This window comes from uncultured Sphingomonas sp. (assembly GCF_934560975.1).
Classification (GTDB): domain Bacteria; phylum Pseudomonadota; class Alphaproteobacteria; order Sphingomonadales; family Sphingomonadaceae; genus Sphingomonas_I.
This window is the reverse complement of sequence record NZ_CAKTFO010000002.1, coordinates 42,100-65,707: the sequence shown is the minus strand read 5'-3', so window position 1 is coordinate 65,707 and position 23,608 is coordinate 42,100. Positions and strand designations below refer to the sequence as shown.

Here is a 23,608-nt window from a genome sequence, read left to right as displayed (position 1 = left end):
ATATCGGGTGGGGAAGGGAGACGGACTTGAACCTGGAGAAATTCACCGAACGCGCCAAGGGCTTTCTGCAAGCGGCGCAGACGGTCGCCATCCGCAACAGCCATCAGCGGATCGCGCCGGAGCATCTGTTGAAGGCGTTGCTGGAGGACGAACAGGGGATGGCGTCCGGCCTGATCGCGCGCGCCGGTGGCGATGCGCGCCGGGCGCAGGGCGAAACCGATCTGGCGCTGGGCAAGATCCCCGCCGTCTCGGGCTCGGGCGCGCAGGCGACGCCCGGCCTCGACAATGATCTGGTGCGCGTGCTCGACCAAGCCGAGCAGGTCGCGCAAAAGGCCGGCGACAGCTTCGTCACGGTGGAACGCATGCTGCTGGCGCTGGCCTTGTCGCCCAACACGGCGGCGGGCAAGGCGTTGCAGACGGCGGGCGTGCGGGCCGAGGCGCTGAACGGCGCGATCAACGAATTGCGCGGTGGCCGCACCGCCGACACCGCCACCGCCGAGGACCGCTATGACGCGCTGAAGAAGTTCGCGCGCGACCTGACGGAGGCGGCGCGCGCGGGCAAGCTCGACCCCGTGATCGGCCGCGACGAGGAGATACGCCGCACCATCCAGATCCTGGCGCGCCGTACCAAGAACAATCCGGTGCTGATCGGTGAGCCGGGCACGGGCAAGACCGCCATTGCCGAGGGGCTGGCGCTGCGCATCGCCAATGGCGACGTGCCGGACGGCTTGAAGGGGCGCACCCTGATGGCGCTGGACATGGGCAGCCTGATCGCGGGCGCGAAATATCGCGGCGAGTTCGAGGAGCGGCTGAAGGGCGTGCTCGACGAGGTCAAGGCTGCTGAGGGCGACGTCGTCCTGTTCATCGACGAGATGCACACCCTGGTCGGCGCGGGCAAATCCGAAGGCGCGATGGATGCCGGCAACCTGCTGAAGCCTGCGCTGGCGCGGGGCGAGCTGCATTGCATCGGCGCGACCACTTTGGATGAATATCGCAAATATGTGGAGAAGGATCCCGCGCTCCAGCGGCGGTTCCAGCCGGTGTTCGTGGGCGAGCCGACGGTCGAGGACACGATCTCGATCCTGCGCGGGCTGAAGGAGAAGTACGAACTGCACCATGGCGTGCGCATCGCCGACGGGGCGATCGTGGCGGCGGCGACCTTGTCCAACCGCTACATCACCGACCGCTTCCTGCCCGACAAGGCGATCGACCTGATGGACGAGGCCGCCAGCCGCCTGCGCATGGAGGTGGAAAGCAAGCCCGAGGAGATTGAAGGGCTGGATCGCCGCATCGTCCGCCTCAAGATCGAGCGCGAGGCTCTGGCCAAGGAAACCGATCAGGCCTCCAAGGATCGACTGGAGACGCTGGAACGCGACTTGGGCGAATTGGAGCAGCAGTCGGCGGAACTGACCGCGCGCTGGCAGTCCGAGAAGGAGAAACTGAACGCCGAAACCAAGGTCAAGGAGCAGCTCGACCAGGCCCGCGTCCAGCTGGACCAGGCGCAGCGCGGGGGCGACTTCACCAAAGCGGGCGAGCTGAGCTACGGCATCATCCCTGCGCTGGAGAAGCAACTGGCCGAGGCGCAGGGCGCCACCGCCACCGCGATGGTGCGGGAGGAGGTGACGAGCGAGGATATCGCCTCCGTCGTCAGCCGCTGGACGGGTGTGCCGGTGGAGCGGATGCTGGAAGGCGAGCGCGACAAGCTGATCCGGATGGAGCAGGTGATCGGTGCGCGCGTGATCGGGCAGGAGCAGGCGGTTGCCGCCGTCAGCCGCGCGGTGCGGCGCGCGCGGGCGGGGTTGCAGGATCCCAACCGGCCGCTCGGCTCCTTCCTGTTCCTGGGCCCGACCGGTGTGGGCAAGACCGAGCTGACCAAGGCGCTGGCCGGGTTCCTGTTCGACGACGACAGCGCGATGGTCCGCCTCGACATGAGCGAGTTCATGGAGAAGCATTCGGTGGCGCGGCTGATCGGTGCCCCCCCGGGCTATGTCGGCTATGAGGAAGGCGGCACGCTGACCGAGGCGGTGCGGCGCCGGCCCTATCAGGTGGTGCTGTTCGACGAGGTTGAGAAGGCCCATTCCGATGTGTTCAACATCCTGCTCCAGGTGCTGGACGACGGGCGGCTGACGGACGGGCAGGGGCGGACGGTCGATTTCACCAACACGCTGATCATCCTGACGTCCAACCTGGGATCGCAATTCTTGGCCAACCTGCCCGACGACACCTCGACCGACAGCGTGGAGCCGGCGGTGATGGAGGTGGTGCGCGGTCATTTCCGGCCCGAACTCCTGAACCGGTTGGATGAGATCATCCTGTTCCACCGGCTAGGCCAGAGCCACATGGGGCCGATCGTCGACATCCAGGTCGGACGCGTCCAGCGGTTGCTGAACGATCGCAAGGTCGTGCTGCAACTGTCTGACGCGGCGCGGGAATGGCTCGGCCGTGTCGGCTATGATCCGGTTTATGGCGCAAGGCCTTTGAAGCGTGCGGTGCAGAAATATCTGCAGGACCCGCTGGCGGAGGCGATCCTGCGCGGCGAGGTGCCGGATGGATCGCGCGTGACGGTGGACGATGCCGACGGCAAGCTGGCGCTGCACGTCGCCTGATCGCGGATGAAGCAGGGGAGCCGGTTCCGCGTCGCGGGTCCGGCTTCCTCCTGTCCGATGTCGACAAGGGTTGCCTGATCGGAAGGGCTTCCCTAACCGGCTGTTCATGCCTGCGGACCTTCTCGACCGGCCTTATGTCGGCCGCTTCGTTGACGGCGCGCACCGCTTCGCCGTGCGGGTCTATTATGAGGACACGGATGCGGGCGGCGTGGTCTATCACGCCAATTACCTGCGCTTCTTCGAGCGCGCGCGCAGCGACATGCTGGCGCTGGCCGGCGCGGACATCGCGGCGGCGCTGACCGCGGACGAGGGCGGCTATGTGGTGGCGGCGGCGGAGATGGCCTATCGCGCGCCGGCACGGCTGGGCGATGCGCTGATGGTGGTCAGCCGGCTGGAGCGGGTGCGCACCGCCGCCTGCGTCATTCAGCAAACAGTCATGCGCGATGACCAGCTTATTGCCGAAGGGCGTTTGACGGTCGCGTGGGTGGGCCCCGATGGCCGCCCCCGCCGCCAGCCCAAACAATGGATCCACGCCTTCCAGGGCGTTCAAGGGAGCAGGACTGACGCATGAACGGCGCGAGCATTACGACCAACACTCAAGCCGCGCTGTCGCCGATCGCGCTGTTTCTGCATGCCGACCTGATCGTCAAACTGGTGATGATCGGGCTGATCCTGGCCAGCGTGCTGACCTGGACGATCATCATCGGGCGCGGCCAGCTGCTGCGGCGCGTATCGCGGGAGAATGAGGCGTTCGAGCGCGACTTTGCCAAGGCCCCGGATATCGACCGTTTCTTTGACGAGCGCGGCAAGGCCGACCTGCCGGCCGCGCGCGTGTTCGCGGCCGGGATCGGCGAGTGGCGGCGATCCACCTCCGGGCGCAAGCTGGACCGCGACGCGGCGCGCGATCGCCTGGCGCAGGCGATGTCGTCGGCTTCGGCGGGCGAGATCGACCGCCTGTCTAATGGACTCAACGTGCTCGCCACGATCGGCAGCGTAACGCCGTTCGTGGGCCTGTTCGGCACCGTGTGGGGCATCATGCGCAGCTTTGCCGACATTGCCGCGTCGCAGAATACCAGCTTCGGCGCGGTGGCCCCCGGCATTGCCGAGGCCTTGTTCGCGACCGCTTTGGGCCTGTTCACCGCCATTCCGGCCGTGATCGGCTACAACCGGATGAGCCATTCGCTGGACCGGGTGGAGGCGCGGCTCAATCGCTTTGCCGATGGCTTTCACATGAGCCTGAGCCGCGAACTGGACGCGGAGGGCTGATCCGATGGCAATGGGCGGAGCACCGCGCCGGAATCACGGACGCCGCCGTGCGCCGATGGCGGAAATCAACGTCACGCCGCTGGTCGACGTCATGCTGGTGCTGCTGATCATCTTCATGGTCACCGCGCCGCTGATGACGGCGGGCGTGCCGGTGAACCTGCCCGACAGCCGCGCCGCGCCGCTGGACCAGCAGGAGCAGCCGGTGGAGATCAGCCTGGATGAAAGCGGCAAGATCTTCGTCGACAAGGACGAGGTGTCGCCCGCGTCGCTGCCGGACCGGCTGGCCGCCGTCCCCAAGGGCGACAAGGCGCCGCAGATCTTCCTGCGCGCCGACCGGGCGCTGGATTATGGCCGGGTGATGCAGGTGATGGGCGAATTGAGCCGCGCCGGCCTGACCAAGGTGGCGCTGGTCACCAATGCCGAGCAGCAGGCCCAGTGATCCCAGCGGCCCGACCGGACGATGCGGGCGGGGCGGCGTGATGGAGCGCGCCGACCGCAAGGGGCTGGGCTTTGCCGTTGCCGGCCACCTGCTTCTGTTCGCGGCCTTGTCGCTGAGCATCGCCAAGCGCAAGCCAGCCGTGGTCCCGCCGCCCCCCGAGGCGCTGGACGTGCAGCTGGTCGATACGGTCGGCCTGCGCTCGGCCGCGCCTCAACCCGCGACCGAAGCGCCGCAGGAGATGCAGGCGCCGGACGCCGGCACGCCGCAGGAAGCGCCGCCGTCCGCGCCGGCCACGCCGCCTCCGCCGACGCCGGCACCCCCCAAGCCGACCCCGGCTCCGCCCACACCCGCGCCCCCCAACCCGACCCCGGCTCCGCCAAAGCCGACGCCGGCCCCGGCGCCGCCGAAACCCGCGCCTGCGCCGCCGAAGCCCAGGCCCGCCCCGCCAAAGCCGGAGCCTGCTCCTCCCAAGCCCGCGCCCACGCCGCCCAAGGCGAAACCCGCCCCGGCGGCGAAGCCTGCGCCTGCCCCGGCCAAGCCGTCGCGCGCATTGTCCGACATCCTCAAGGATGTGCGCTCCACCGCCAAGAGCGAGCGGGGCGGCAGCGATGCGCAGGCCAAGGCGGACCGCGCGGCCGCTGCCCGCGTCGGAGACCTGTTGAAGGGCGTGATCGGCAAGTCCACCGGCAAGGGTACGAATGCGCGTGCGGCGGTGTCCGGCGCGGCGATGAACGGATTGGCCGCGGCGCTGAAGCGTCAGGTGCAGCCCTGCTACGAACTGGGCGGGCTGGGCGGCACGCCGGCGATGCAGATCGTGACCACGCTTCGCCTGCGCTACAATCGTGACGGATCGGTGACCGGTACGCCGGAGCTGGTGGAGCAGACCGGCGTCAATGCCGGCAACAGCGCCTATGCCAAGCAGATCGTGGACGTGGCGCGCCGGGCCGTGCTCCGCTGCGCGCCTGTCAAATTGCCCACCGAACTGTATGAAGGCGGCTGGGACGACCTCAATTTCCGCTTCACTCCGGGGCAGATGCAATGACGATGGAACGAACGATGCGACGGATCCGGTTTGCGGGCGCGATGATGCTGGCACTGCTGCCCGGCGCCACGATCGCGCAGGATGCCGCGCCGCAAGGATCGGCGCAGGGGCCCGGTCCGGCGCCCGGCGCGGGGCCGCAGCCGGGTCAGCGGCTGACGGTGGACATCAGCGGCGGCATCTCCCAGCCGATGCCGATCGCCGTGCCGGTGATGCCGACCCCCAATGCCGCATCGACCCCGGCGGGATCGACAGATGCGCTGGGGCGGCAGGTGTCCGACGTGATCACCGCCGACCTCAGGAACAGCGGCCTGTTCTCGCCCCTCCCGGCGGGGCAGTTACGCCCGGTCAGCTTTCCGCAGGCCAATGCGCCCGATTATGGGGCGTGGCTGTCGACCGGGGCGCAGGCCCTGGTGCAGGGCTTCGTCCAGGCGAATGGCGACGGCACGCTGACGGTCGGCTGCTACCTCTACGACGTGTTCGCCAAGACGGAGCTGGCACGGCAGGGCTTCGTGGTGCGCCCGGCCGAATGGCGCCGGGCCGCGCACAAATGCGCCGACACCGTTTACTCGCGCCTGACGGGCGAGGGGCCCTATTTCGACAGCCAGGTGATCTACGTGTCCGAAACCGGGCCCAAGAAGAACCGCACCAAGCGGCTGGCGATCATGGACCAGGACGGCGCCAGCCACCGCTTCATCACCAACGGCCAGAGCCTGGTGCTGACGCCGCGCTTCGCGCCCAGTCGCCAGACGGTGGTGTTCATGTCGTTCGAGAACAGGCAGCCGCGCGTCTATGTGTATGATGTGGGGTCGGGGCGGAAACGGCTGGTGGTCAACCAGCCTTATACCACCTTTGCACCGCGTTTCTCGCCGGACGGGCGTTACATACTCTTCTCGATGATCGTGAACGGCAATTGCGACGTCTATCGCGTGCCGGCCAGCGGCGGCGAGCCGGTGCGGCTGACGACCTCGCCCGGCATCGACACCGGCGGCAGCTATTCGCCCGACGGGTCGCGGATCGTGTTCGAAAGCGATCGTTCGGGCGGCCAGCAGCTGTACGTAATGAACGCGGACGGATCGAATCAGAAGCGGGTCAGTTTCGGCGGCGGGCGCTATGCCACCCCGGTGTGGAGCCCGCGCGGCGACCTGATCGCGTACACGCATACCGGCGGGGGTTTCTCGATCGGGGTCATGGGGCCGGACGGATCGGGCGCGCGCGACCTGACCGATGGCTGGCAGGACGAAGGCCCCACCTGGTCCCCCAACGGCCGCGTGCTGATGTTCTTCCGCACGGCGCGGGGATCGGGCAAGGCCGATCTGTGGTCGGTGGATTTGACGGGCGTGAATGCACGTCGCATTCCTACGCCGCTTGATGGTTCGGATCCCGCCTGGGGGCCGTTGCTGCCGTAATTAGAGTAATGGAAAAGGAGCCGAAGGGATGAAGAAGACCACCGCCACATTGATGGCGACCGCCGCGCTGATCGCGGTTGCGGGCTGTTCCAAGAAGCCGCCAGCACAGCTGCCGCCCGCGCCGCCGAGCGATGTGAGCCAGCCCGCGCCGCCGTCGTCGTCGACCGGCGATGTCGGCAACACCGTCGTCCCGGGCTCGCGCGCGGACCTGCTGGCGCAGGCCGGCACCGACACGGTCCTGTTCGTGACCGACAGCTCGGACGTCGATGCCGAGGCGCAGGCGATCCTGACGCGTCAGGCCGCCTGGCTGCGCAAGTATCCGCAGGTGCGCGTCACCGTGGAAGGTCATTGCGACGAGCGCGGCACCCGCGAGTATAATCTGGCGCTGGGCGATCGTCGCGCCAACTCCGCCAAGAACTTCCTGGTCAATGCGGGCGTGCCGGCGAGCCGCATCAGCGTGATCAGCTATGGCAAGGAGCGCCCCGCCGCGCAGGGTTCGGACGAGAGCGCTTGGGCGCAGAACCGTCGCGCCGTGACGGTCGTGCCGGAATAAGCTGCGACAATGGGAGCCGGGGGCGGTGGCGTGGGCCATCGTGCCCGGTCTTCCTGTGTTTGCCGCGTCCCAGGGCCATTGCTGTGCTCCTGCGAAGGCAGGAGCCCAGCAGGCAAGCGACACGAGTTTGACCCGCGGGTTTCCGCAAATTCCGGACGACGGGATTGTTTTGTGCGGGACAGCACTACACGTTCACGGTCCACCGCCTGGGCTCCCGCCTTCGCGGGAGCAGCTGACACGCGCTTCGGCTCTTCGGAGCGGCTACCCTCTGCGGACGCTAGCCTTCGGTCGAGAGGATGAAGTCCCTGAGTGCGCGGGCATCGTGCAGGGCGTTGTGGGGCACCTGGCTGTTGGCCGAGGTGGAGAAGCCCGGTGTGCGGACGAAGTGGAAGCGCAGGTTGCTGACGTCGGCGATCTCCGCATTGCCCGTTACTATCAGGCGCGCGAACAGGGCAATATCCTCCGGCCAGTCGGCCACGATCTCCGGCTCCGGATCGGTGCTGAGATATGCGGCGATGTCGTGCGCCGCCGCGACCGCGTCCAGCCGGTTGTAGAGCGTACGCGGCACGCTTTCGAGATAGGGCATGACGTGGCGTTCGACCCACGGCGTGGGCGCTTCCGTCATCGGGATCACCACATAATAATCCTGGTCGCCGCTTTCGGGCGCGAGGCCCAGGCTGATCAGGCAGCCGCCGAAGCCGTTGAATTCGGTGTCGAGAAAGTAGCGCATCAGCCGCGTATCCTCGGCGGATGCGCCACTTCGGGATGGTTGCCGTCGAGCGCCTCGTCCAGCAAGCGGGCGAGGCGGAGGCCGCCCTTCGCCACCTGACGCCTGACCTGCGGCACCAGCCGCTCGATCGTCGCCTCGTCGAGGTGGGCGTTGGGATCGGCGGGCGCGCACGGGTCGGCCTGCGCGGTCGCGTAGACGAGGTCCCGGGCCGCCTGCCAGCTTTCGCGGCTCCAATCCTCGACGCTGCCGCGTGCGAGGACGGGCCGCTCAGCGACGGGGACTTCGGACAGGATGCCGGCGGCACCCCCTTGCGGCGTGGAGATGGCACGTTCCGCCAGCAGGCCGTCCCAGATGCTGTGGAGCGGACGGGGCGGAAGATTGCCGTAGCGGACTTTGGGCTTGTTGCCGCCCTGATCGCCGTCATGCTCCCCGCCGTGGAGCGGCTGGTGGAGGTCTCCGACAAAATGGACGAGGTAGGCCAGCGCCATCACGCGATCACGCACCGGGAGCGAACGATCGGCCACAAGCCTTTGATTACGTTCGATCTGCTTGGAGACGCAATTGCCGTCCTTGCAGAACGGCGTGAGGTCGAACGGGCGGCAGATCTCAGGATCCTGATAGTGCCAGCTATATTGATAGCTGAAGCGATCGCCCAACGTCTTGACGCAATCCGGCCAGACCGACGCCTCCTCGATCGTGCGCGCGGGACAGGTCGGGGTTTCCAATGCGGCCTGATGCTTCAGCAGCCAGGCGATCGAGGCGCGGGTGCGCGGCTGGACCTGAGACATGGCGATTTCCGCCACCGTCTCATGCCCATATTCCCACCAGGCGAAGGCGGGCGAGGGCATCAGCAGTATGGCCGACGCGGCAAGGAGGAAGCGGGGGAGGCGCATGACGGTGGCGGTTAGCGCAAGCGCATGACGGCGCAAGGTCACTCGTCGCCGTAGATGGCGATTTCCGGATCGGAATCATGCGTTTGCATGGCGCGGTACATGCCGGGCGTGTTGAAGGCCCAGCCGCCCGAGCCGTCGGGCGAGACCACGATCACGCCGCCTTTGCCGCCCATGTCGCCCAGTTCGTCGATCAGCGTGTCGGCCGCATCCTCGATGCTCCATTCGCCCAGCCGTGCGCGCGCGCAGATTTCATGCGCCACGCCCAGGCGAATGAAATATTCGCCCGCGCCGGTACAGGATACGGCGGCGGCGCGATCGTCGGCATAGGTGCCGGCGCCGATCAGGGGCGAGTCGCCCACGCGACCCCACTTCTTGCCGGTCAGCCCTCCGGTGGAGGTGGCCGCGGCGACATGGCCGTCATTGTCGACCGCCACCGCGCCGACCGTGCCATATTTCATGCCGCTGTCGAACGGCGCGTCGGGGCGGGCGAGGATTTCGTCCAGCTGGCGGCGGCGCTCGGCGGTCTCGAACCAGGAGGGGGCCACCGCCTCGATTCCCCGTTCGCGGGCAAAACCTTCCGCACCCGCGCCGGTGAGGAAGACGTGCGGGCTGTCTGCCATCACCGCACGGGCGAGGGCGACCGGGTGGCGGGTGGTGCGCAGGCCCGCGACGGCGCCCGCGTCCATCGTCTTGCCGTCCATGATCGCGGCGTCGCATTCGATATGCCCCTCGGCGGTGAAGACCGAGCCGCGGCCGGCGTTGAAGGCGGGATCGTCCTCCAGGACCTCCACCGCCGCCTGCACCGCATCGGTGGCGCTGCCGCCTTCGCGCAGGATTGCCGCGCCCGCCGCCAGTGCCGCCGCCAGCCCGGCGCGGCCCGCCGCATCGTCCTGAGACGAAAGGATGTCGCGAGTCATGCTGCCCGAGCCGCCGTGGATGACGAGTGTCCAACTGGTCACGTGATGCTCTTTCCCGTGGTGAGGTGCCGGCCGCTTAGCCCGAGCGCGAGAGCCGGGACAAGCGGGGTTCGGCTTGCTTTGGTCGCGCTGGTGCCAGGCCGAACAGGGGCCGGAAGGGGCCGCTTGCCAGACCGAGGCGGTAGAAGAACCAGCAAGCGAGGCAGGTGCCGACCAACATCGGCCCGAACTGCGCGAAGTTGGACAGGTTCAGCGGGCGGATCCACCAGGCGATCAGGACTATCGCGGTCTGATGGACGATGTAGCTGGGGAACACCGCCTCGTTCAGGGTCGCGCGCAGGCTGGAGGTGCCGCTCCTGATCGGCTCGACTGCGCCGACCAGCAGCACGATCATGCCCCAGTTCATCACCGCAGCGCCGCACCGCCCGATCGCGGCGGCTGGCGTGCCAAGCGGCGGTTCGTGGCCGAGCAGCAGGATCTGCGACAGGATCAGCCCGAAGCCGGCCAGCGCCAGCATCGCGGCAGGCCAGCGAAAGCGGTGCATGGTCGCGTGGAGATGCGGCGCGCCCGCTAGCATCATGCCCGACAGAAAGGCCGGCAAGTAGGTCAAGTGGCCGTTGAGGTCGTGCAGCACATGGTTGGTCGGCTGCATGGTCGGAAACCAGACCAGCCGGATCAGCAGCAGCCACAGGATCGGCAAGGCGAGGAGTTGCGGGCCGTCCAGCAGGCGCGCGGGCCCGGCGCGCAGCTTTTGCCGGACAGATGCGGGCAACAGCCAGGCGCCGAGGCCGACAACCACCGAATAGGCCCAGATATACAGCACGAACCATAGGTTGTTGAGCGCGGGCGTGGTGGGATCGCCCATGCTGAGATAGTCGGTGAGCCAATAGCGGAGCAGCCCATGCGGGTAGGAGCCGTCCAGCGACCGCTCCACCCACGGCTGCGGCGCCATCACCACCAGCACGCCGAACATCAGCGGCAGCAGCAGGCGCGTCGCGCGCGACCGCAGGAATGCGGCGGGCGAGGTGCGCGACAGCAGGGCCCGCGCGGCATAGCCTGACACCAGGAACAGCAACGTCATCCGCCACGGATTGAGCGCGAGCAGGGGGAATATCAGCCACGACACCGGATGCGGGCTGCCGATATGCCAGCCCCACGGCCCGAAATAGAGGCCCAGATGGTAGAGGATCAGCAGCCCGAACGCGCCGATCCGCAGCCAGTCCATGCCGGCATGGCGCGGAATGATGGACTGGGCGATGCCGTTCGTCGCCATGCGCCTTTGATCCGTCACCTCGATACTCTATAAGGCATGCATGTCCTCCGTTCGCCCCTGGCGCGATATTACGCGCCGCCAATCGCGCAAGATCATGGTCGGCAATGTGCCCGTTGGGGGCGACGCGCCGATTACGGTGCAGACCATGACCAATACGCCGACCGACGACGTGCGCGCCACGGTGGACCAGATCCGCCGCTGCGAGGAAGCCGGCGCGGACATCATCCGCGTGTCGTGCCCGGACGAGGCATCGACGGTCGCGCTGAAGCAGATCGTGCGCGCGGCGCAGGTGCCGATCGTGGCGGACATCCACTTCCACTACAAGCGCGCGCTGGAGGCGGCAGACGCGGGCGCGGCGTGCCTGCGCATCAATCCCGGCAATATCGGATCGGATGCGCGCGTGGCGGAGGTGGTGCGGGCCGCCAAGGCCAATGGCTGCGCGATCCGCATCGGCGTGAATGCCGGCAGCCTGGAACGCGACCTGCTGGAAAAATATGGCGAGCCGTGCCCCGAGGCGTTGGTCGAAAGTGCGCTGGACCATATCAAGCTACTGCAGGACCATGACTTTCACGAATATAAGGTGGCGGTGAAGGCGTCGGACGTGTTCCTGGCCGCCGCCGCTTACCAGCAACTGGCCGAAGCGGTGGATTGCCCGCTGCACCTGGGCATCACCGAGGCGGGCGGGCTGATCGGCGGGACGGTGAAGTCGTCCATCGGCATGGGCAGCCTGCTGTGGTTCGGGATCGGCGACACGATCCGCGTCAGCCTCTCGGCCGAGCCGGAGGAGGAGATCCGGGTCGGGTTCGAGATCTTGAAGGCACTCGGCCTGCGCCAGCGCGGCGTGCGCGTCATCTCCTGCCCGTCCTGCGCGCGGCAGGGTTTCGACGTGATCCGCACGGTGGAGAAACTGGAAGCGCGGCTGACCCATATCCGCACGCCCATGTCGCTGTCCGTGCTGGGCTGCGTCGTCAACGGCCCGGGCGAGGCGCGGGAAACGGATATCGGCCTGACCGGCGGCGGCAACGGCAAGCACATGGTCTATCTGTCGGGCGTGACCGACCACACGATCAACGACGCCGACATGGTCGACCACATCGTGAAGCTGGTCGAGGCCAAGGCGGCGGAGATCGAGGCGGCGAACGCACTGCCCGTCGCGGCGGAGTAACCCACGATCGCTGCGCCGGGCGGGCCGGGGAAGGGCGTCGCGCCATCAGTCGCCTATGCGGTGGCGGCGCTTGGCATCGCCAATTTCGCCTGCATGGACGCGTTCATGAAGGGCCTGTCGATCGAGATGGGGGCCTATAATGCCATGTTGTGGCGGTCGGTGATCGGCGTGGTGCTGACCGGTCCGCTGTTCCTGGCGCGAGGCGAGGGCTGGCCTCTGCGCGCGACCATGCTGGTGCATGTTCGGCGGAGCGTGGCGGCCGGTATTTCGGTATTGCTGTTCTTCTGGGGGCTGGTGCGCGTGCCGATGGCGGAGGGGGTGGCGCTAACCTTTCTCTCTCCGATCATGGCGATGCTGCTGGCGGCGCTGTTATTGGGCGAACAGGTTCTCAGGCGGACGATCTGTGCCTCGCTGATCGCACTTGCGGGCGTGATCGTGATCCTGCTGGGCCGCGCGCATGGCGGGGGGAGCGCGGACGCGCTGCGTGGCGCGCTGGCGATCATCGTGGCCGGCATGTTCTACGCCTATAACCTCGTCCAGCTTCGCCGCAGCGCCCTGCTGGCAGGGCCGATCGAGATCACCTTCTTCACCAACATCGTCTTTCTAGGCTTGTACGGGCTGGCCGCTCCGGCGGCAGCGATCCTGCCCGAGCCGCACCAATTGCCTCGGCTGGCGGCCGCTTCGGTGTTGGCGATCATCTCGTCCCTGCTGCTCGCCTGGGCCTATGCCCATGCGGAGACGCAGCGGCTTGCAACGGTGGAATATACCGCCTTCGTCTGGTCGGCGATCCTGGGTGCGGTCGTGTTCGGCGAGCGGCTGCTGCCGCTGACGATCGTGGGCGCGGCCATGATCATCGTCGCTTGCCTGGTCGCGGCGCGTGGACGCAAGGAGCCCGGACCGGTAACGGAGGCTGCCTTATGATCATTCGCCGCGCCATGCCCGCCGATACCGCTGCCATCCTCCACCTGATCCGGGCGCTCGCCACCTATGAGCGCGAGCCGGACGCGGTACGAACGGATGAAGCCGCGCTCCATGACACATTGTTCGCAGCCGATGCCCGCGTATCGGCGCATGTTGCGGAAAGTGAAGGAGAGATCGTCGGCATCGCCGTCTGGTTTCTCAACTATTCGACCTGGACCGGGCGGCCGGGCATCTACCTGGAGGATCTGTTCGTCACGGAGGTTGCACGCGGTACGGGGGCGGGCAAGGCGCTGTTCCGCGCGCTGGCACAGGAGGCGGTCGCGAACGGTTACACCCGGATCGACTGGGCGGTGCTGGACTGGAACCAGCCGGCCAAGGACTTTTATCAGGCGATCGGCGGCCGGCGCCAGACGACGTGGGAGCCTTGGCGGATCGATGGTGCAGCGTTGCAGGAACTGGCACGATGAACGACGAACTGCTCGCCCGGATCGCGGCGGCGCTGGAGCGTCTCTCGCCCCCGCCGGCGCCCAGCGCGGACCCGCTGGCGCATCCCGCTTATGTGTGGCGCGACGGGGCGTTACAAGCGGCGCGCAGCTTTGCGCCATTACCGCTCGACCTGTTGGAAGGCGTGGACGCGCAGAGGACGGCATTGCTCGGCAATATGCGGCGGCTGGCGGCGGGCCTGCCGGCGCATGACGTGCTGCTGTGGGGCGCGCGCGGCACCGGCAAGTCGGCTTTGGTAAAGTCCAGCGTCGGCGCGGTGCAAGGCGAAGGCGGCGATCTGGCGCTGGTGGAGATTGCGGGCGATGCGCTGGCGAATCTGCCTGCGTTGTTCGCTACCCTGGCCGACGTACCGCGCAGCTTCGCCTTGTTCATCGACGATCTCGGCTTTGCCGAGCCGAGCGAGGCGCCGCGCCTGCTGCGCTCGATCCTGGAGGGCGGGGCGGAGGCGCGGCCGGGCAATGCCCGCCTGCACGTCACCGCCAACCGCCGCCACATCGTGCCGCGCGACCTGGCCGAACAGGATAATGCGATCAATCCGCGCGATGTGGCCGACGACAAGTTGGCGCTGGCGGACCGGTTCGGGCTCAGCCTGGGCTTCCACGTGGTCGATCAGCCCACTTACGTTGCGATCGTGGAGGGTTATGCGCGCACCTACTGCCTGACGCTCGATCCTGCCGAGGCGATCGCATGGGCGACGCAGCGCGGCGGACGGTCGGGGCGGGTGGCGTGGCAATATGTGGTCGAACTTGCCGGCAGGCAGGGCAAGACCCTCTGACCGGTTGCGTGAGCAGGCGGTACGGCTAAGCTGTTGGCAAGTCCCTGATTCCGGAGCCTGCCCAAGATGGACCGTCGTGCGTTTCTCTATTCCGGTGCGGCTGCGGCCATGGCGTGCGGCCTTCCCACCGCCTTGTTCGCGCAGAATGGCGATCCCAAGCTCGACGGGCTGTTCGACCAGATTTTTGCCGACACGCTGAAGCGGTCGCCCGAGTTGGCGACGTCGCTGGGCCTGGACAAGGGTGCGAACGCCGCCTTGCGCCACCAATTGTCCGACCGCAGCGCGGGTGAAGCGGCGCGCGAGGCGGCAACGGCCAAGGGCTGGATCGCCAAGCTGGAGGCGATCGATCCGGCCGGCCTGTCGGCGGCGGGGCGGCTCAACCGGGAGATCGTACTCTACACGCTCAACACCTGGACGCTGCCGTGGGACAGGTTCAAGCTCGATGGCGTCCAGCGGCCCTATCGCATCTTTCAGCAGGGCGGCGCCTATTTCTCGGTGCCCGATTTCCTCAACGGCACGCATACCATCGCCAGCGCCGAGGATTGCGAGGCCTATCTCGATCGCCTCTCGGCCTTCGCGACCGCGCTGGATCAGGACAGCGCGGTCCAGCGCGAGCAGGCGGCACGCGGCATTCTTGCGCCGGACTTCTCGGTCGACCTGACCATCGGGCAGCTGACCAAGCTGCGTGCGCCGGCTGCGGCGGACAGCAACATGGTCCGCTCGCTCGCTACCCGTGCGCAGGGCAAGGGTATCGTCGGGGACTGGGCGGCTCGCGCCACGCGGATCGTGGAAACGCGGGTCTATCCCGCGCTGGACCGCCAGATCGCCCTGATGCAGCAGCTTCGCCCCAAGGCGAGCAATATCGCCGGCGTCTGGCGACTGCCGCAGGGCGACGCCATCTATGCCGCAGCCCTGCAACAGGCGACCACAACCACGCTGAGCCCCGAGCAGGTCCATGCCATGGGGCTGGAGCAGGTGCGGGACATCACCGCGCAGCTCGACACGATCCTGCGCGCCCAGGGACTGACCAACGGCAGCGTGGGCGAGCGGCTGACCGCGCTCAACAACGATCCGGCGCAGCTCTATACCGATACGGCCGAAGGGCGCGCGCAGCTGATCGCGAGCCTGAACGAAGGCGTGCGCGACATGACGACGCGCCTGCCGCAGCTGTTCCTGGACCTGCCCCGAACGCCGCTGGAGATCCGTGCGGTGCCGGTGGAGATCCAGGACGGCGCGTCCAACGGCTATTATCAGCGCGGCGCGCTCGATGGATCGCGCCCGGCCATTTATTACATCAACCTGAAGGATGTGCGCGACTGGCCGAGATATACTTTGCCGTCGCTGACCTATCATGAAGGCATGCCGGGCCATCACCTGCAGATCAGCATCAGCCAGGAGTCGAGCAGCATTCCGCTGCTGCGCAAGGCGACCGGCTTCTTCTCGGCCTATACCGAGGGGTGGGCGCTGTATGCGGAGCAGCTTGCGGACGAGGTGAAGGCCTATCGCACGCCGGTTGAGAAAGCCGGCTACCTCCAGTCCTTCCTGTTCCGCGCGGCGCGGCTGGTGGTGGATACCGGCATCCACGCCAAGAGGTGGAGCCGCGAGCAGGCGGTTGACTATATGGTCGGAGCAACCGGCTTCGCCCGCCCGCGCGTGCAGCGCGAGGTGGAGCGTTACTGCACCATGATCGGCCAGGCGTGCAGCTACAAGGTCGGGCACATGACGTGGAGCGCGGCGCGCAAGCGGGCGGAACAGGCGCTGGGGCCGAAGTTCGACGTCAAGCAGTTCCACACCGTCATCCGCGACGGCGCCATGCCGCTTACCATTCTCGACCGCACCGTCGACCGCTGGATCGCGGAGGCACGTCGCGCCTGATCCGGAACGCTCCCGTTCCGAGCTGCGTTAGGGCTTCCTCAAACGGGAGAGTTCACATGGTGGAAGAACGCGAAAAGGTGGTGATCGAGCGGAGCGGCGGCAGCATGGGCGGCGTGATCGCGGCCATTGCATTGCTGATCGCGGTTCTGGGCGTGCTGAAATATTTCGGCATGATGCCCTTCTGAATGCCGAACGCGCCCGGGGGGAGATCATCTCCTCGGACGTGGCCAGCATGCCGGGCTGAGCGATGGTGGGCGAGCTTTCGTGTCGAACGGCGCCTGTACTGAGACCGCGCCTGCCGCCTCGTCTCAACCGATCAGGCTGCGCACCGCCTCCAGAAAGCGGGTGACCGTAACAGGCTTGGAGACATAGGCCTCGGCACCGGCGTGGCGGATGCGTTCCTCATCCCCCTTGGCGGCATAAGCGGTGACCGCCATGATCGGCGTACTGCCGAGATCCGCATCCTGCTTGATCGCCTCGATCAGCTCCAGGCCCGTGATATAGGGCAATTGGATATCCATCACGACGAGATCGGGGCGCAGCTCACGGATGCGCGCCACGGCCTCCCGCCCGTCGCCCAGCGGAATGGCCTGATAGCCGTGCGCTGTTAGCAGGTCGCAAAACAGACGCAGGTTGAGCTCATTGTCCTCGACAATGAGCACGGTCTTGGCCACTTGAACCGCCTCACTTACCATTCGCTACGCTCCGAGCCCCCGCTTACATGATTATTCATCCAGATAAACAGAAGCTTAAGGACCCGCTTGTCCTCGCCCTTGAAGCGTTGAGCTGGGTCATACAAGAGCCACAGCGTGCAGAACGCATGGTGGCGGTGACCGGGCTCACGCCCGCCGACCTCCGCGAACGGGCGGGCGATCCGGCGCTGCTCGCGGCGGTTCTGGCCTTTCTGGAAGCGTACGAGCCCGATCTGGTCGCCTGCGCGGACGCGATCGAAACCACGCCCGCCGCCCTGGTCGCGGCGCATGAGGCATTGGAGCGATGAGCCGCCCGCTGCTGATCACCGATTGCGACGAGGTGTTGCTGCACATGGTGCGCCATTTCGGCGCATGGCTGGACGAGGCGCATGGGATCGAGTTCCGGCCGGAAGGCGGCGCCTTTGCCGAGGCGCTGACGCGTCGCCATGACGGCATGCTGGTGCCGGAGCAGGAGGTATGGCCGCTGCTCGACAGCTTCTTCGCGAGCGAGATGCCACGCCAGACGCTGGCCCCCGGCGCGGGCGAGGCGCTGCGCCGGATTGGCGAGGTGGCCGACATCGTGATCCTTACCAACCTGAAGGACTGGTGCCATGCTGGTCGGTCCGAGCAGTTGGCAACCCACGGCATCCGCCACCGTATCGTCTGCAACCAGGGCGGCAAGGGCGAACCGGTCGCGCGGCTGGCGGCGGAGCACCGGTCGAGCGTGACGGTGTTCGTCGACGATCTGGAGGAGCATCACGCCTCCGTGGCGGATCATGCGCCGGACGTATTCCGCCTGCACATGATCGCGGAGCCGGCGATCGCCTCCACCATCCCGCCCGCGCCGCATGCCCATGCCCGGATCGACCGGTGGGACGATGCGGTGGAATGGGTGCTCGCGCGGTTCAGGGGCGAACCGCTCCCTTGACGATTCCCGCCCGCGCGGAGCAAGGCTGCGGCATGAGCATCGATCAGCGCCTGGCCGAACTTGGCATCGTCCTTCCCGAACCCGCCGCCCCGGTCGCGGCCTATGTGCCGGCCGTCGAGATTGGCGGTTTCCTGCATCTGTCGGGTCAGCTGCCGTTTCGCGAGGACGGATCGCTGATGACCGGCCGCTGCGGCGAGGACGGGGACGAGGATCATGCGCGCCAGGCGGCGGAGCGGTGCGGCGTGATGATCCTGGCGCAGATCAAGGCAGCCCTGGGATCGCTGGATCGGGTCGAGCGGATCGTGAAACTGGGCGTGTTCGTGTCCTCCTCCGCGCACTTTTCCGCCCAGCCCAAGGTGGCCAATGGCGCGTCCGAACTGATGCAGACGGTGTTCGGGGATGCCGGCAAGCATGCCCGCAGCGCGGTCGGCGTGCCGGTATTGCCGCTGAATGCGATTGTTGAGGTGGATGCGGTGGTCGCCGTCCGCGCCTGATCGGATGACAGACGTGGTCGCCCGCATGGCCGATGGCGTCGGTGCCGTGCCCGCCGACGCATGGGACGCCTGTGCCGGCGACGACAACCCCTTCGTCAGCCATGCCTTTCTGGGCGCGCTTGAGGAATCGGGCAGTGCCACCGCGCGTGTCGGCTGGCAGCCGGTGCCGATCGTAATCGACGGCGCTGATGGGGCGCCCGCCGGCATTGTTCCGGCCTATGCCAAAAGCCACAGCCAGGGCGAATATGTGTTCGACCAGGGCTGGGCCGATGCGTTCGAGCGGGCAGGAGGGCGTTATTATCCCAAGCTGCAGATCGCGGTGCCGTTCTCGCCCGTGCCGGGGCCGCGCCTGCTGCTGCGCGATCCGGCAGTGGCTCCCAGCCTGATCGCGGCGGTGGAGGCGGTGGTGGCGCAGCATGGCCTGTCGTCCGCCCACGCCACCTTTGTCGCGCCCGAACAGGTGCCGCTGTTCGAGGCGGCGGGGTGGCTGATCCGCGCCGACCGCCAGTTCCACTGGCAGAATGACAACTATGGCAGCTTCGACGATTTCCTGAACGCGCTCGCCTCGCGCAAGCGCAAGGCGATCCGCAAGGAACGCGCGGCCGCCCGCGAGGGGCTGACATTCCAGCACCTGTCGGGCGCCGACCTGCGCGAAGAGCATTGGGATGCCTTCTGGCGCTTCTACCAGGATACGGGGTCGCGCAAATGGGGACGGCCTTATCTGAAGCGCGCCTTTTTCTCCCTGTTGGGCGAGCGGATGGGCGAGCAGATCGTGCTGATGCTGGCGCTGCGCGACGGACGGCCGATCGCGGGCGCGCTCAACCTGCTCGGCCGCGACACGCTCTACGGCCGCTATTGGGGTGCCACGGAGGAGGTGCCGTTCCTCCACTTCGAGCTGTGTTATTACCAGGCGATCGATGTCGCGATCGAACGCAGGCTGGCGCGGGTGGAAGCCGGCGCGCAGGGGGAGCATAAGCTGGCGCGCGGCTACCTGCCGACGCCGACCTTTTCGGCACATTATATCGCCGATCCCGGTTTTCGCCGCGCCGTGGCCGATTACCTGGAGCAGGAGCGCGATGCGGTGGCCGACGACATCGAGGATCTGGCCGAATTCGCCCCCTACAAGCAGGTGTAGATCGCGCCATCGCCACTTGGTCACCGCGTCGGAGAGGAGTCGCCTAAGCCCCCAAGCCGACAGCTTCTTCGTCGCTGATCATGCGCGGCATTGACGGATATGCGACAAGATCATGGAACTATGCTATTAACCACGCAAGTGAGCTTCGGCGGAGGCGGTCATTGCGTCGGATATGCTGCCTCGTCTAAGCGGTTGGCGGCAGCCGGATGGTCCGGAACGGGGAATGTAATGGCCGCGCATCGTATCGTCTTCGCCAACGAAAAGGGCGGCTCGGGCAAGTCCACGACAGCGGTTCACACCGCCATCGCGCTGGCGGCGCAGGGCCGGCGGGTCGCCGCGATCGACCTCGATACGCGGCAGCGGACGCTGGCCCGCTATCTCGACAACCGTGCCGCCTTGGCCAAGCGCGACGGCATCGAGCTGCCGACCGCCGTCTACGACACGTTCGATCCCGCCAAGGGAATGAACATCGAGGAGCGACTCGACGCGCTGGCAGCGGAGGCGGACGTGCTGGTGGTGGACACGCCCGGCCGTGACGACGAGCATGTCCGCGTCGCCATCTCCACCGCCGACACGTTGGTGACGCCGATCAACGACAGCTTTGTCGACTTGGACCTGATCGGACAGGTTGATCCCGACAGCTACAAGATCAGGCGCCCGAGCTTCTACGCCGAACTGGTGTGGGACGCCCGCAAGGCGCGCGGCAAGCGCGATGGAGTGACGGTGGACTGGGTGGTGCTGCGCAACCGGCTGCAACATCTGGAGGCGCGCAACATGCGCCGGGTTGCCGCCGCGCTGGGTGAATTGTCCAAGCGGGTGGGCTTCCGCATCATTCCGGGCCTGTCCGAGCGCGTCATCTATCGCGAACTGTTTCCCAAGGGGCTGACGTTGCTGGACCTGGGCGCGATCGGCAAGGAAGCGGGGCTGGCCCATGTGGCGGCGCGTGGCGAGCTGCGCGAACTGATTGCGGGCCTGCAATTGCCCGAGGCCGGCGCGGCGCGCGCGCAGGCGGCATGATCGCTCTGGCCCTGATCGTCGCGACGGCCGCGATCTATTGGGCCTGGAAGACGCGCGATCCGCAGGCGATCCGTATCGGCGATGTCGCCGCTTGTGTGGCGGCCCTGGTGGCGTTGAAGCTTCTGAGGACCAACGTCCCGATCGCGCTGCTCGGCCTGGGCGGTGCGGGCTGGTGGCTGTGGTTCCGGCGAAGCGGCAAGCCTGCACCCACGGGCATGACGCGGGAGGAGGCGAGTCGTGTGCTCGATGTTCCCGCCGATGCCCCGCCGCAGCAGGTCCGCGCCGCGCATCGCCGCATCATCGCCCGCGTCCACCCGGATGTGGGCGGTTCGGCCGACCTCACCCGTCAGGTCAACGCAGCCCGCGATGCATTGCTGCGGGATAGTTGAACCCGTAACAATTTCGTGCGTCTGGATGGTATAGCAAAGCCTTATTCCAGGGAGATTTCATGACCCACCGTTTCGATCCGACTTCGCTGCGTGAATATGACATTCGCGGGATCGTCGGCAAAAGCCTGGGTCCGGACGATGCCTATGCCATCGGCCGTGGCTTCGGCACGGTCGTGCGCCGCGCCGGGGGCACGCGCGTGGCGGTGGGCTGGGACGGCCGCGTCTCGTCGCCCAGCCTGCGCGATGCTCTGGTCAAGGGCCTGAGCGAAAGCGGCGTGGATGTGGTCCGCACCGGCCTCGGCCCCACGCCGATGCTCTATTATGCGGAGGCCACTTTGGAGGTGGATGGCGGCATCCAGATCACGGGCAGCCACAATCCGGCTGATTATAACGGTTTCAAGATGGTGCTGCAGCACAAGCCCTTCTTCGGCGAGGATATTCAGGGCATCGGCCTGATGGCGGCCGAAGGCGACTGGGAAGAAGGCCAGGGTGAGGTGACCGACGCCGAGGTCGAGGATCTGTATGTCGACCGCCTGCTCGCGGGTTATGCGGGCGGAGCGTTCCGGATCGGCTGGGACAATGGCAACGGCGCGGGCGGGCGCGTGCTGGAAAAGCTGGTCGCCAGGCTGCCCGGCGAACATCATCTCCTCTACACCGAGATCGACGGCAGCTTCCCCAACCATCACCCTGATCCGACCGAGGAAAAGAACCTCCAGGATCTGAAGAAGCTGGTGCTGGACAAAGGGCTGGACTTCGGCATCGCGTTCGATGGCGACGCAGACCGGATCGGCGCGATCGACGGTCAGGGCCGGGTAATCTGGGGCGACCAATTGCTCTCGATCCTGGCCGAGCCGGTGTTGCGCGAAGTGCCCGGCGGTACGATCATCGCCGACGTGAAGGCCAGCCAGGCGCTGTATGATCGCATCGCGGAACTGGGCGGCAAGCCGCTGATGTGGAAGACCGGCCATAGCCTGATCAAGACCAAGATGGCTGAAACCGGCAGTCCGCTGGCGGGCGAAATGTCGGGCCACATCTTCTTCCGCCACAATTGGTATGGCTTCGACGACGCCATCTATTCGGCGGTGCGGCTGATCCAGGCGGTGCGGGTGCTGGGCGGCTCGCTCACCGCGCTCAAGGACAAGATGCCGGAATTGGTCAACACCCCGGAAATGCGGTTCCAGGTGGATGAAAGCCGCAAGTTCGCGGTGGTGACCGAAATCCTCGATCGGCTGGAGCAGAATGGCGCGGACGTGAACCGCACCGATGGCGCGCGGGTCAACACCGTCGACGGCTGGTGGCTGCTGCGGGCGTCCAACACGCAGGACGTGCTGGTGGCGCGGGCCGAGGCCAATGATCAGGCGGGGCTCGACCGCCTGCTGGCGCAGATCGACGAGCAATTGGCCTTGTCAGGCCTGGAGCGTGGTCCGCAGGCTGGCCATTAAGGCAGAGTTGGGGGCGGACGCAGGTCCGCCCCCCGATCCTTCCGCCGCGGCCGGGAGAAATCGTCCGGCTCGGAAGGGCGCTTCTTCCAGTTCAAATCAACGAGCTGAGCACTGACAAGATAGTGCTCCCGCGAAGGCGGCAGCTCAGGAGTGGAGGTGCATCGCTGGCCTGCTGGGCTCCTGCCTTCGCGGGAGCACAAAAAACTTGTGGCGCCGATGCGGTAAGCTCCAGCCGGCGCTGGATGCCGTTTAATGCTTTGGCGCTGACCTCCAAACCGCGTGCGGCGCGGCTGCAACAAGAAAGCAGCATGCGGGCGCGTCTGACAGGGCAGCCGCGCCCACCCGTGGACTATGAACGGCGTGATATATCGCGCCGTCCCGCTTCCAACCATGCCGTCGAACGGTCTGCAATCAGGGTGGATCACCACCCCATGCTCCTGCGAAGGCGGGGGCCCAGCCGGCGTGAGATTTGCCTTATGGTTCTGGGCGCCTGCCTTCGCAGGAGTACCAGCCAGATCGATCGGAAACCGCTTAGATACCTTAAGCTCGCAGGGCAGAGGCCGCGCGGGCGCGGGCATGGATGCCCGCGGGATCGATCTCGCCGGCGGGGACAAGCCAGCTGCCGCCGACGCAGGTCACCGCGTCTACCGCCAGCCAATCGGACGCGGTATCGACCGTGATGCCGCCGGTCGGGCAGAACCGCGCCTTGTAGAAGGGCGCGGCCAGGGCCTTCAGCGCCTTGATCCCGCCGGAGGTTTCGGCCGGGAAGAACTTGAACCGGTCCAGCCCCAGATCCATGCCGCGCATGATGTCCGCCGCCGTCGCGATGCCGGGGAGGAAGGGAATGCCGCGCGCGATCGCCGCTTCGGCCAGCGGCGTGGTCAGGCCCGGGCTGACGATGAACTTGGCGCCGGCATCGATCGCCTCGTCCAGCTGGGTTTCGTTGAGGACGGTGCCGGCGCCGACGAACGCGCCTTCGACCCTGGACATTTCGCGGATGACGTCGAGCGCGGCGTCGGTCCGCAACGTGACCTCCAGCACCGGCAGGCCACCGTCGACCAGCGCCTCCGCCACGGGCCGCGCATGGGCAACGTCCTTCACCACCAGCACCGGAATGACCGGCGCCATCGTCATCACATCGTCAAT

26 protein-coding genes are annotated in these 23,608 nt (G+C 67.2%); 20 read left to right on the top strand and 6 right to left on the bottom strand.

The window, feature by feature from the left end; genetic code table 11:
* Positions 1-26: 26 nt before the first annotated feature.
* From clpB to pal, 7 genes are all read left to right on the top strand, one after another.
* On the top strand, positions 27-2,606 hold the full coding sequence (gene clpB, locus Q0D93_RS02310; protein WP_294390794.1) for an ATP-dependent chaperone ClpB: 2,580 nt from the start codon (positions 27-29) through the stop codon (positions 2,604-2,606).
* Positions 2,607-2,712: 106 nt separating this feature from the next.
* Complete coding sequence (locus tag Q0D93_RS02305; RefSeq protein WP_294390791.1) at positions 2,713-3,177, top strand: YbgC/FadM family acyl-CoA thioesterase; 465 nt, start codon at positions 2,713-2,715, stop codon at positions 3,175-3,177.
* Entirely contained in the window at positions 3,174-3,872 is a 699-nt protein-coding gene (tolQ, locus tag Q0D93_RS02300) for a protein TolQ (protein ID WP_294390787.1), read from the top strand. Before Q0D93_RS02305 ends, tolQ begins: the two co-directional genes overlap by 4 nt.
* A gap of 55 nt (positions 3,873-3,927) precedes the next feature.
* Complete coding sequence (tolR, locus tag Q0D93_RS02295) at positions 3,928-4,311, top strand: protein TolR (RefSeq protein ID WP_294390784.1); 384 nt, start codon at positions 3,928-3,930, stop codon at positions 4,309-4,311.
* Positions 4,312-4,351: 40 nt separating this feature from the next.
* The gene (locus Q0D93_RS02290) at positions 4,352-5,353 is read left to right on the top strand and encodes a hypothetical protein (protein WP_294391231.1); all 1,002 of its coding nucleotides are present in this window, start codon (positions 4,352-4,354) and stop codon (positions 5,351-5,353) included.
* A 41-nt stretch (positions 5,354-5,394) separates the two neighbouring features.
* Positions 5,395-6,759, top strand: a complete 1,365-nt coding sequence (gene tolB / locus Q0D93_RS02285; RefSeq protein ID WP_366510240.1) for a Tol-Pal system beta propeller repeat protein TolB — start codon at positions 5,395-5,397, stop codon at positions 6,757-6,759.
* Between the two features lie 28 nt (positions 6,760-6,787).
* On the top strand, positions 6,788-7,312 hold the full coding sequence (gene pal / locus Q0D93_RS02280; protein ID WP_294390780.1) for a peptidoglycan-associated lipoprotein Pal: 525 nt from the start codon (positions 6,788-6,790) through the stop codon (positions 7,310-7,312).
* Between the two features lie 277 nt (positions 7,313-7,589).
* Here the strand turns inward: pal and Q0D93_RS02275 are convergent, their stop codons facing one another.
* From Q0D93_RS02275 to Q0D93_RS02260, 4 genes are read right to left on the bottom strand one after another with little or no spacing between them, the layout of a single operon-like run.
* On the bottom strand, positions 7,590-8,042 hold the full coding sequence (locus Q0D93_RS02275) for a hypothetical protein (RefSeq protein ID WP_294390779.1): 453 nt from the start codon (positions 8,040-8,042) through the stop codon (positions 7,590-7,592).
* Entirely contained in the window at positions 8,042-8,977 is a 936-nt protein-coding gene (locus Q0D93_RS02270) for a S1/P1 nuclease (RefSeq protein WP_366510235.1), read from the bottom strand. The genes Q0D93_RS02275 and Q0D93_RS02270 overlap by 1 nt, the downstream gene beginning before the upstream one ends.
* Positions 8,974-9,894, bottom strand: a complete 921-nt coding sequence (locus Q0D93_RS02265) for an isoaspartyl peptidase/L-asparaginase (protein WP_294390778.1) — start codon at positions 9,892-9,894, stop codon at positions 8,974-8,976. The genes Q0D93_RS02270 and Q0D93_RS02265 overlap by 4 nt, the downstream gene beginning before the upstream one ends.
* Before the next feature lie 34 nt (positions 9,895-9,928).
* Complete coding sequence (locus Q0D93_RS02260) at positions 9,929-11,125, bottom strand: acyltransferase (RefSeq protein WP_294390777.1); 1,197 nt, start codon at positions 11,123-11,125, stop codon at positions 9,929-9,931.
* Between the two features lie 40 nt (positions 11,126-11,165).
* Between Q0D93_RS02260 and ispG the strand changes: the two genes are divergently transcribed.
* The 6 genes from ispG (at position 11,166) to Q0D93_RS02230 (ending at position 16,550) form a co-directional block, all read left to right on the top strand.
* A complete protein-coding gene (gene ispG / locus Q0D93_RS02255) occupies positions 11,166-12,290 on the top strand; it encodes a flavodoxin-dependent (E)-4-hydroxy-3-methylbut-2-enyl-diphosphate synthase (RefSeq protein WP_294390776.1) in 1,125 nt (374 codons plus the stop codon).
* A gap of 60 nt (positions 12,291-12,350) precedes the next feature.
* Complete coding sequence (locus Q0D93_RS02250) at positions 12,351-13,211, top strand: DMT family transporter (protein WP_294390775.1); 861 nt, start codon at positions 12,351-12,353, stop codon at positions 13,209-13,211.
* Positions 13,208-13,678 carry a GNAT family N-acetyltransferase gene (locus Q0D93_RS02245; protein WP_294390774.1) on the top strand — a complete coding sequence of 157 codons (471 nt, stop codon included), beginning with the start codon at positions 13,208-13,210 and terminating at the stop codon, positions 13,676-13,678. Before Q0D93_RS02250 ends, Q0D93_RS02245 begins: the two co-directional genes overlap by 4 nt.
* Entirely contained in the window at positions 13,675-14,490 is an 816-nt protein-coding gene (locus Q0D93_RS02240; RefSeq protein WP_294390773.1) for an ATP-binding protein, read from the top strand. Before Q0D93_RS02245 ends, Q0D93_RS02240 begins: the two co-directional genes overlap by 4 nt.
* 66 nt (positions 14,491-14,556) lie before the next feature.
* The gene (locus Q0D93_RS02235) at positions 14,557-16,365 is read left to right on the top strand and encodes a DUF885 family protein (RefSeq protein WP_294390772.1); all 1,809 of its coding nucleotides are present in this window, start codon (positions 14,557-14,559) and stop codon (positions 16,363-16,365) included.
* Between the two features lie 56 nt (positions 16,366-16,421).
* Positions 16,422-16,550 carry a hypothetical protein gene (locus Q0D93_RS02230; protein WP_294390771.1) on the top strand — a complete coding sequence of 43 codons (129 nt, stop codon included), beginning with the start codon at positions 16,422-16,424 and terminating at the stop codon, positions 16,548-16,550.
* 123 nt (positions 16,551-16,673) lie between these two features.
* On the opposite strand, the gene Q0D93_RS02225 is transcribed toward Q0D93_RS02230, so the two are convergent.
* A complete protein-coding gene (locus tag Q0D93_RS02225) occupies positions 16,674-17,039 on the bottom strand; it encodes a response regulator (RefSeq protein WP_294390770.1) in 366 nt (121 codons plus the stop codon).
* A gap of 47 nt (positions 17,040-17,086) precedes the next feature.
* Here Q0D93_RS02225 and Q0D93_RS02220 point away from each other — a divergent pair, with 47 nt between their 5' ends.
* The 7 genes from Q0D93_RS02220 (at position 17,087) to pgmG (ending at position 22,462) form a co-directional block, all read left to right on the top strand.
* On the top strand, positions 17,087-17,365 hold the full coding sequence (locus Q0D93_RS02220) for a DUF3572 family protein (protein ID WP_294390769.1): 279 nt from the start codon (positions 17,087-17,089) through the stop codon (positions 17,363-17,365).
* Positions 17,362-17,985, top strand: coding sequence for an HAD family hydrolase (locus Q0D93_RS02215; RefSeq protein WP_294390768.1), 624 nt, complete (start codon positions 17,362-17,364; stop codon positions 17,983-17,985). Before Q0D93_RS02220 ends, Q0D93_RS02215 begins: the two co-directional genes overlap by 4 nt.
* A gap of 32 nt (positions 17,986-18,017) precedes the next feature.
* Entirely contained in the window at positions 18,018-18,479 is a 462-nt protein-coding gene (locus Q0D93_RS02210; protein ID WP_294390767.1) for a RidA family protein, read from the top strand.
* A 4-nt stretch (positions 18,480-18,483) separates the two neighbouring features.
* Positions 18,484-19,614, top strand: a complete 1,131-nt coding sequence (locus tag Q0D93_RS02205) for a GNAT family N-acetyltransferase (protein WP_294390766.1) — start codon at positions 18,484-18,486, stop codon at positions 19,612-19,614.
* Between the two features lie 228 nt (positions 19,615-19,842).
* The gene (locus Q0D93_RS02200; protein WP_294390765.1) at positions 19,843-20,631 is read left to right on the top strand and encodes a division plane positioning ATPase MipZ; all 789 of its coding nucleotides are present in this window, start codon (positions 19,843-19,845) and stop codon (positions 20,629-20,631) included.
* Positions 20,628-21,020: a molecular chaperone DnaJ gene (locus Q0D93_RS02195; protein ID WP_294390764.1), complete on the top strand. Its 393-nt coding sequence runs from the start codon at positions 20,628-20,630 to the stop codon at positions 21,018-21,020. The genes Q0D93_RS02200 and Q0D93_RS02195 overlap by 4 nt, the downstream gene beginning before the upstream one ends.
* Before the next feature lie 59 nt (positions 21,021-21,079).
* Positions 21,080-22,462, top strand: coding sequence for a phosphoglucomutase/phosphomannomutase PgmG (gene pgmG / locus Q0D93_RS02190; RefSeq protein ID WP_294390763.1), 1,383 nt, complete (start codon positions 21,080-21,082; stop codon positions 22,460-22,462).
* Positions 22,463-23,002: 540 nt separating this feature from the next.
* Here the strand turns inward: pgmG and eda are convergent.
* Positions 23,003-23,596 carry a bifunctional 4-hydroxy-2-oxoglutarate aldolase/2-dehydro-3-deoxy-phosphogluconate aldolase gene (eda, locus tag Q0D93_RS02185; protein ID WP_294391224.1) on the bottom strand — a complete coding sequence of 198 codons (594 nt, stop codon included), beginning with the start codon at positions 23,594-23,596 and terminating at the stop codon, positions 23,003-23,005.
* Positions 23,597-23,608 lie beyond the last annotated feature (12 nt).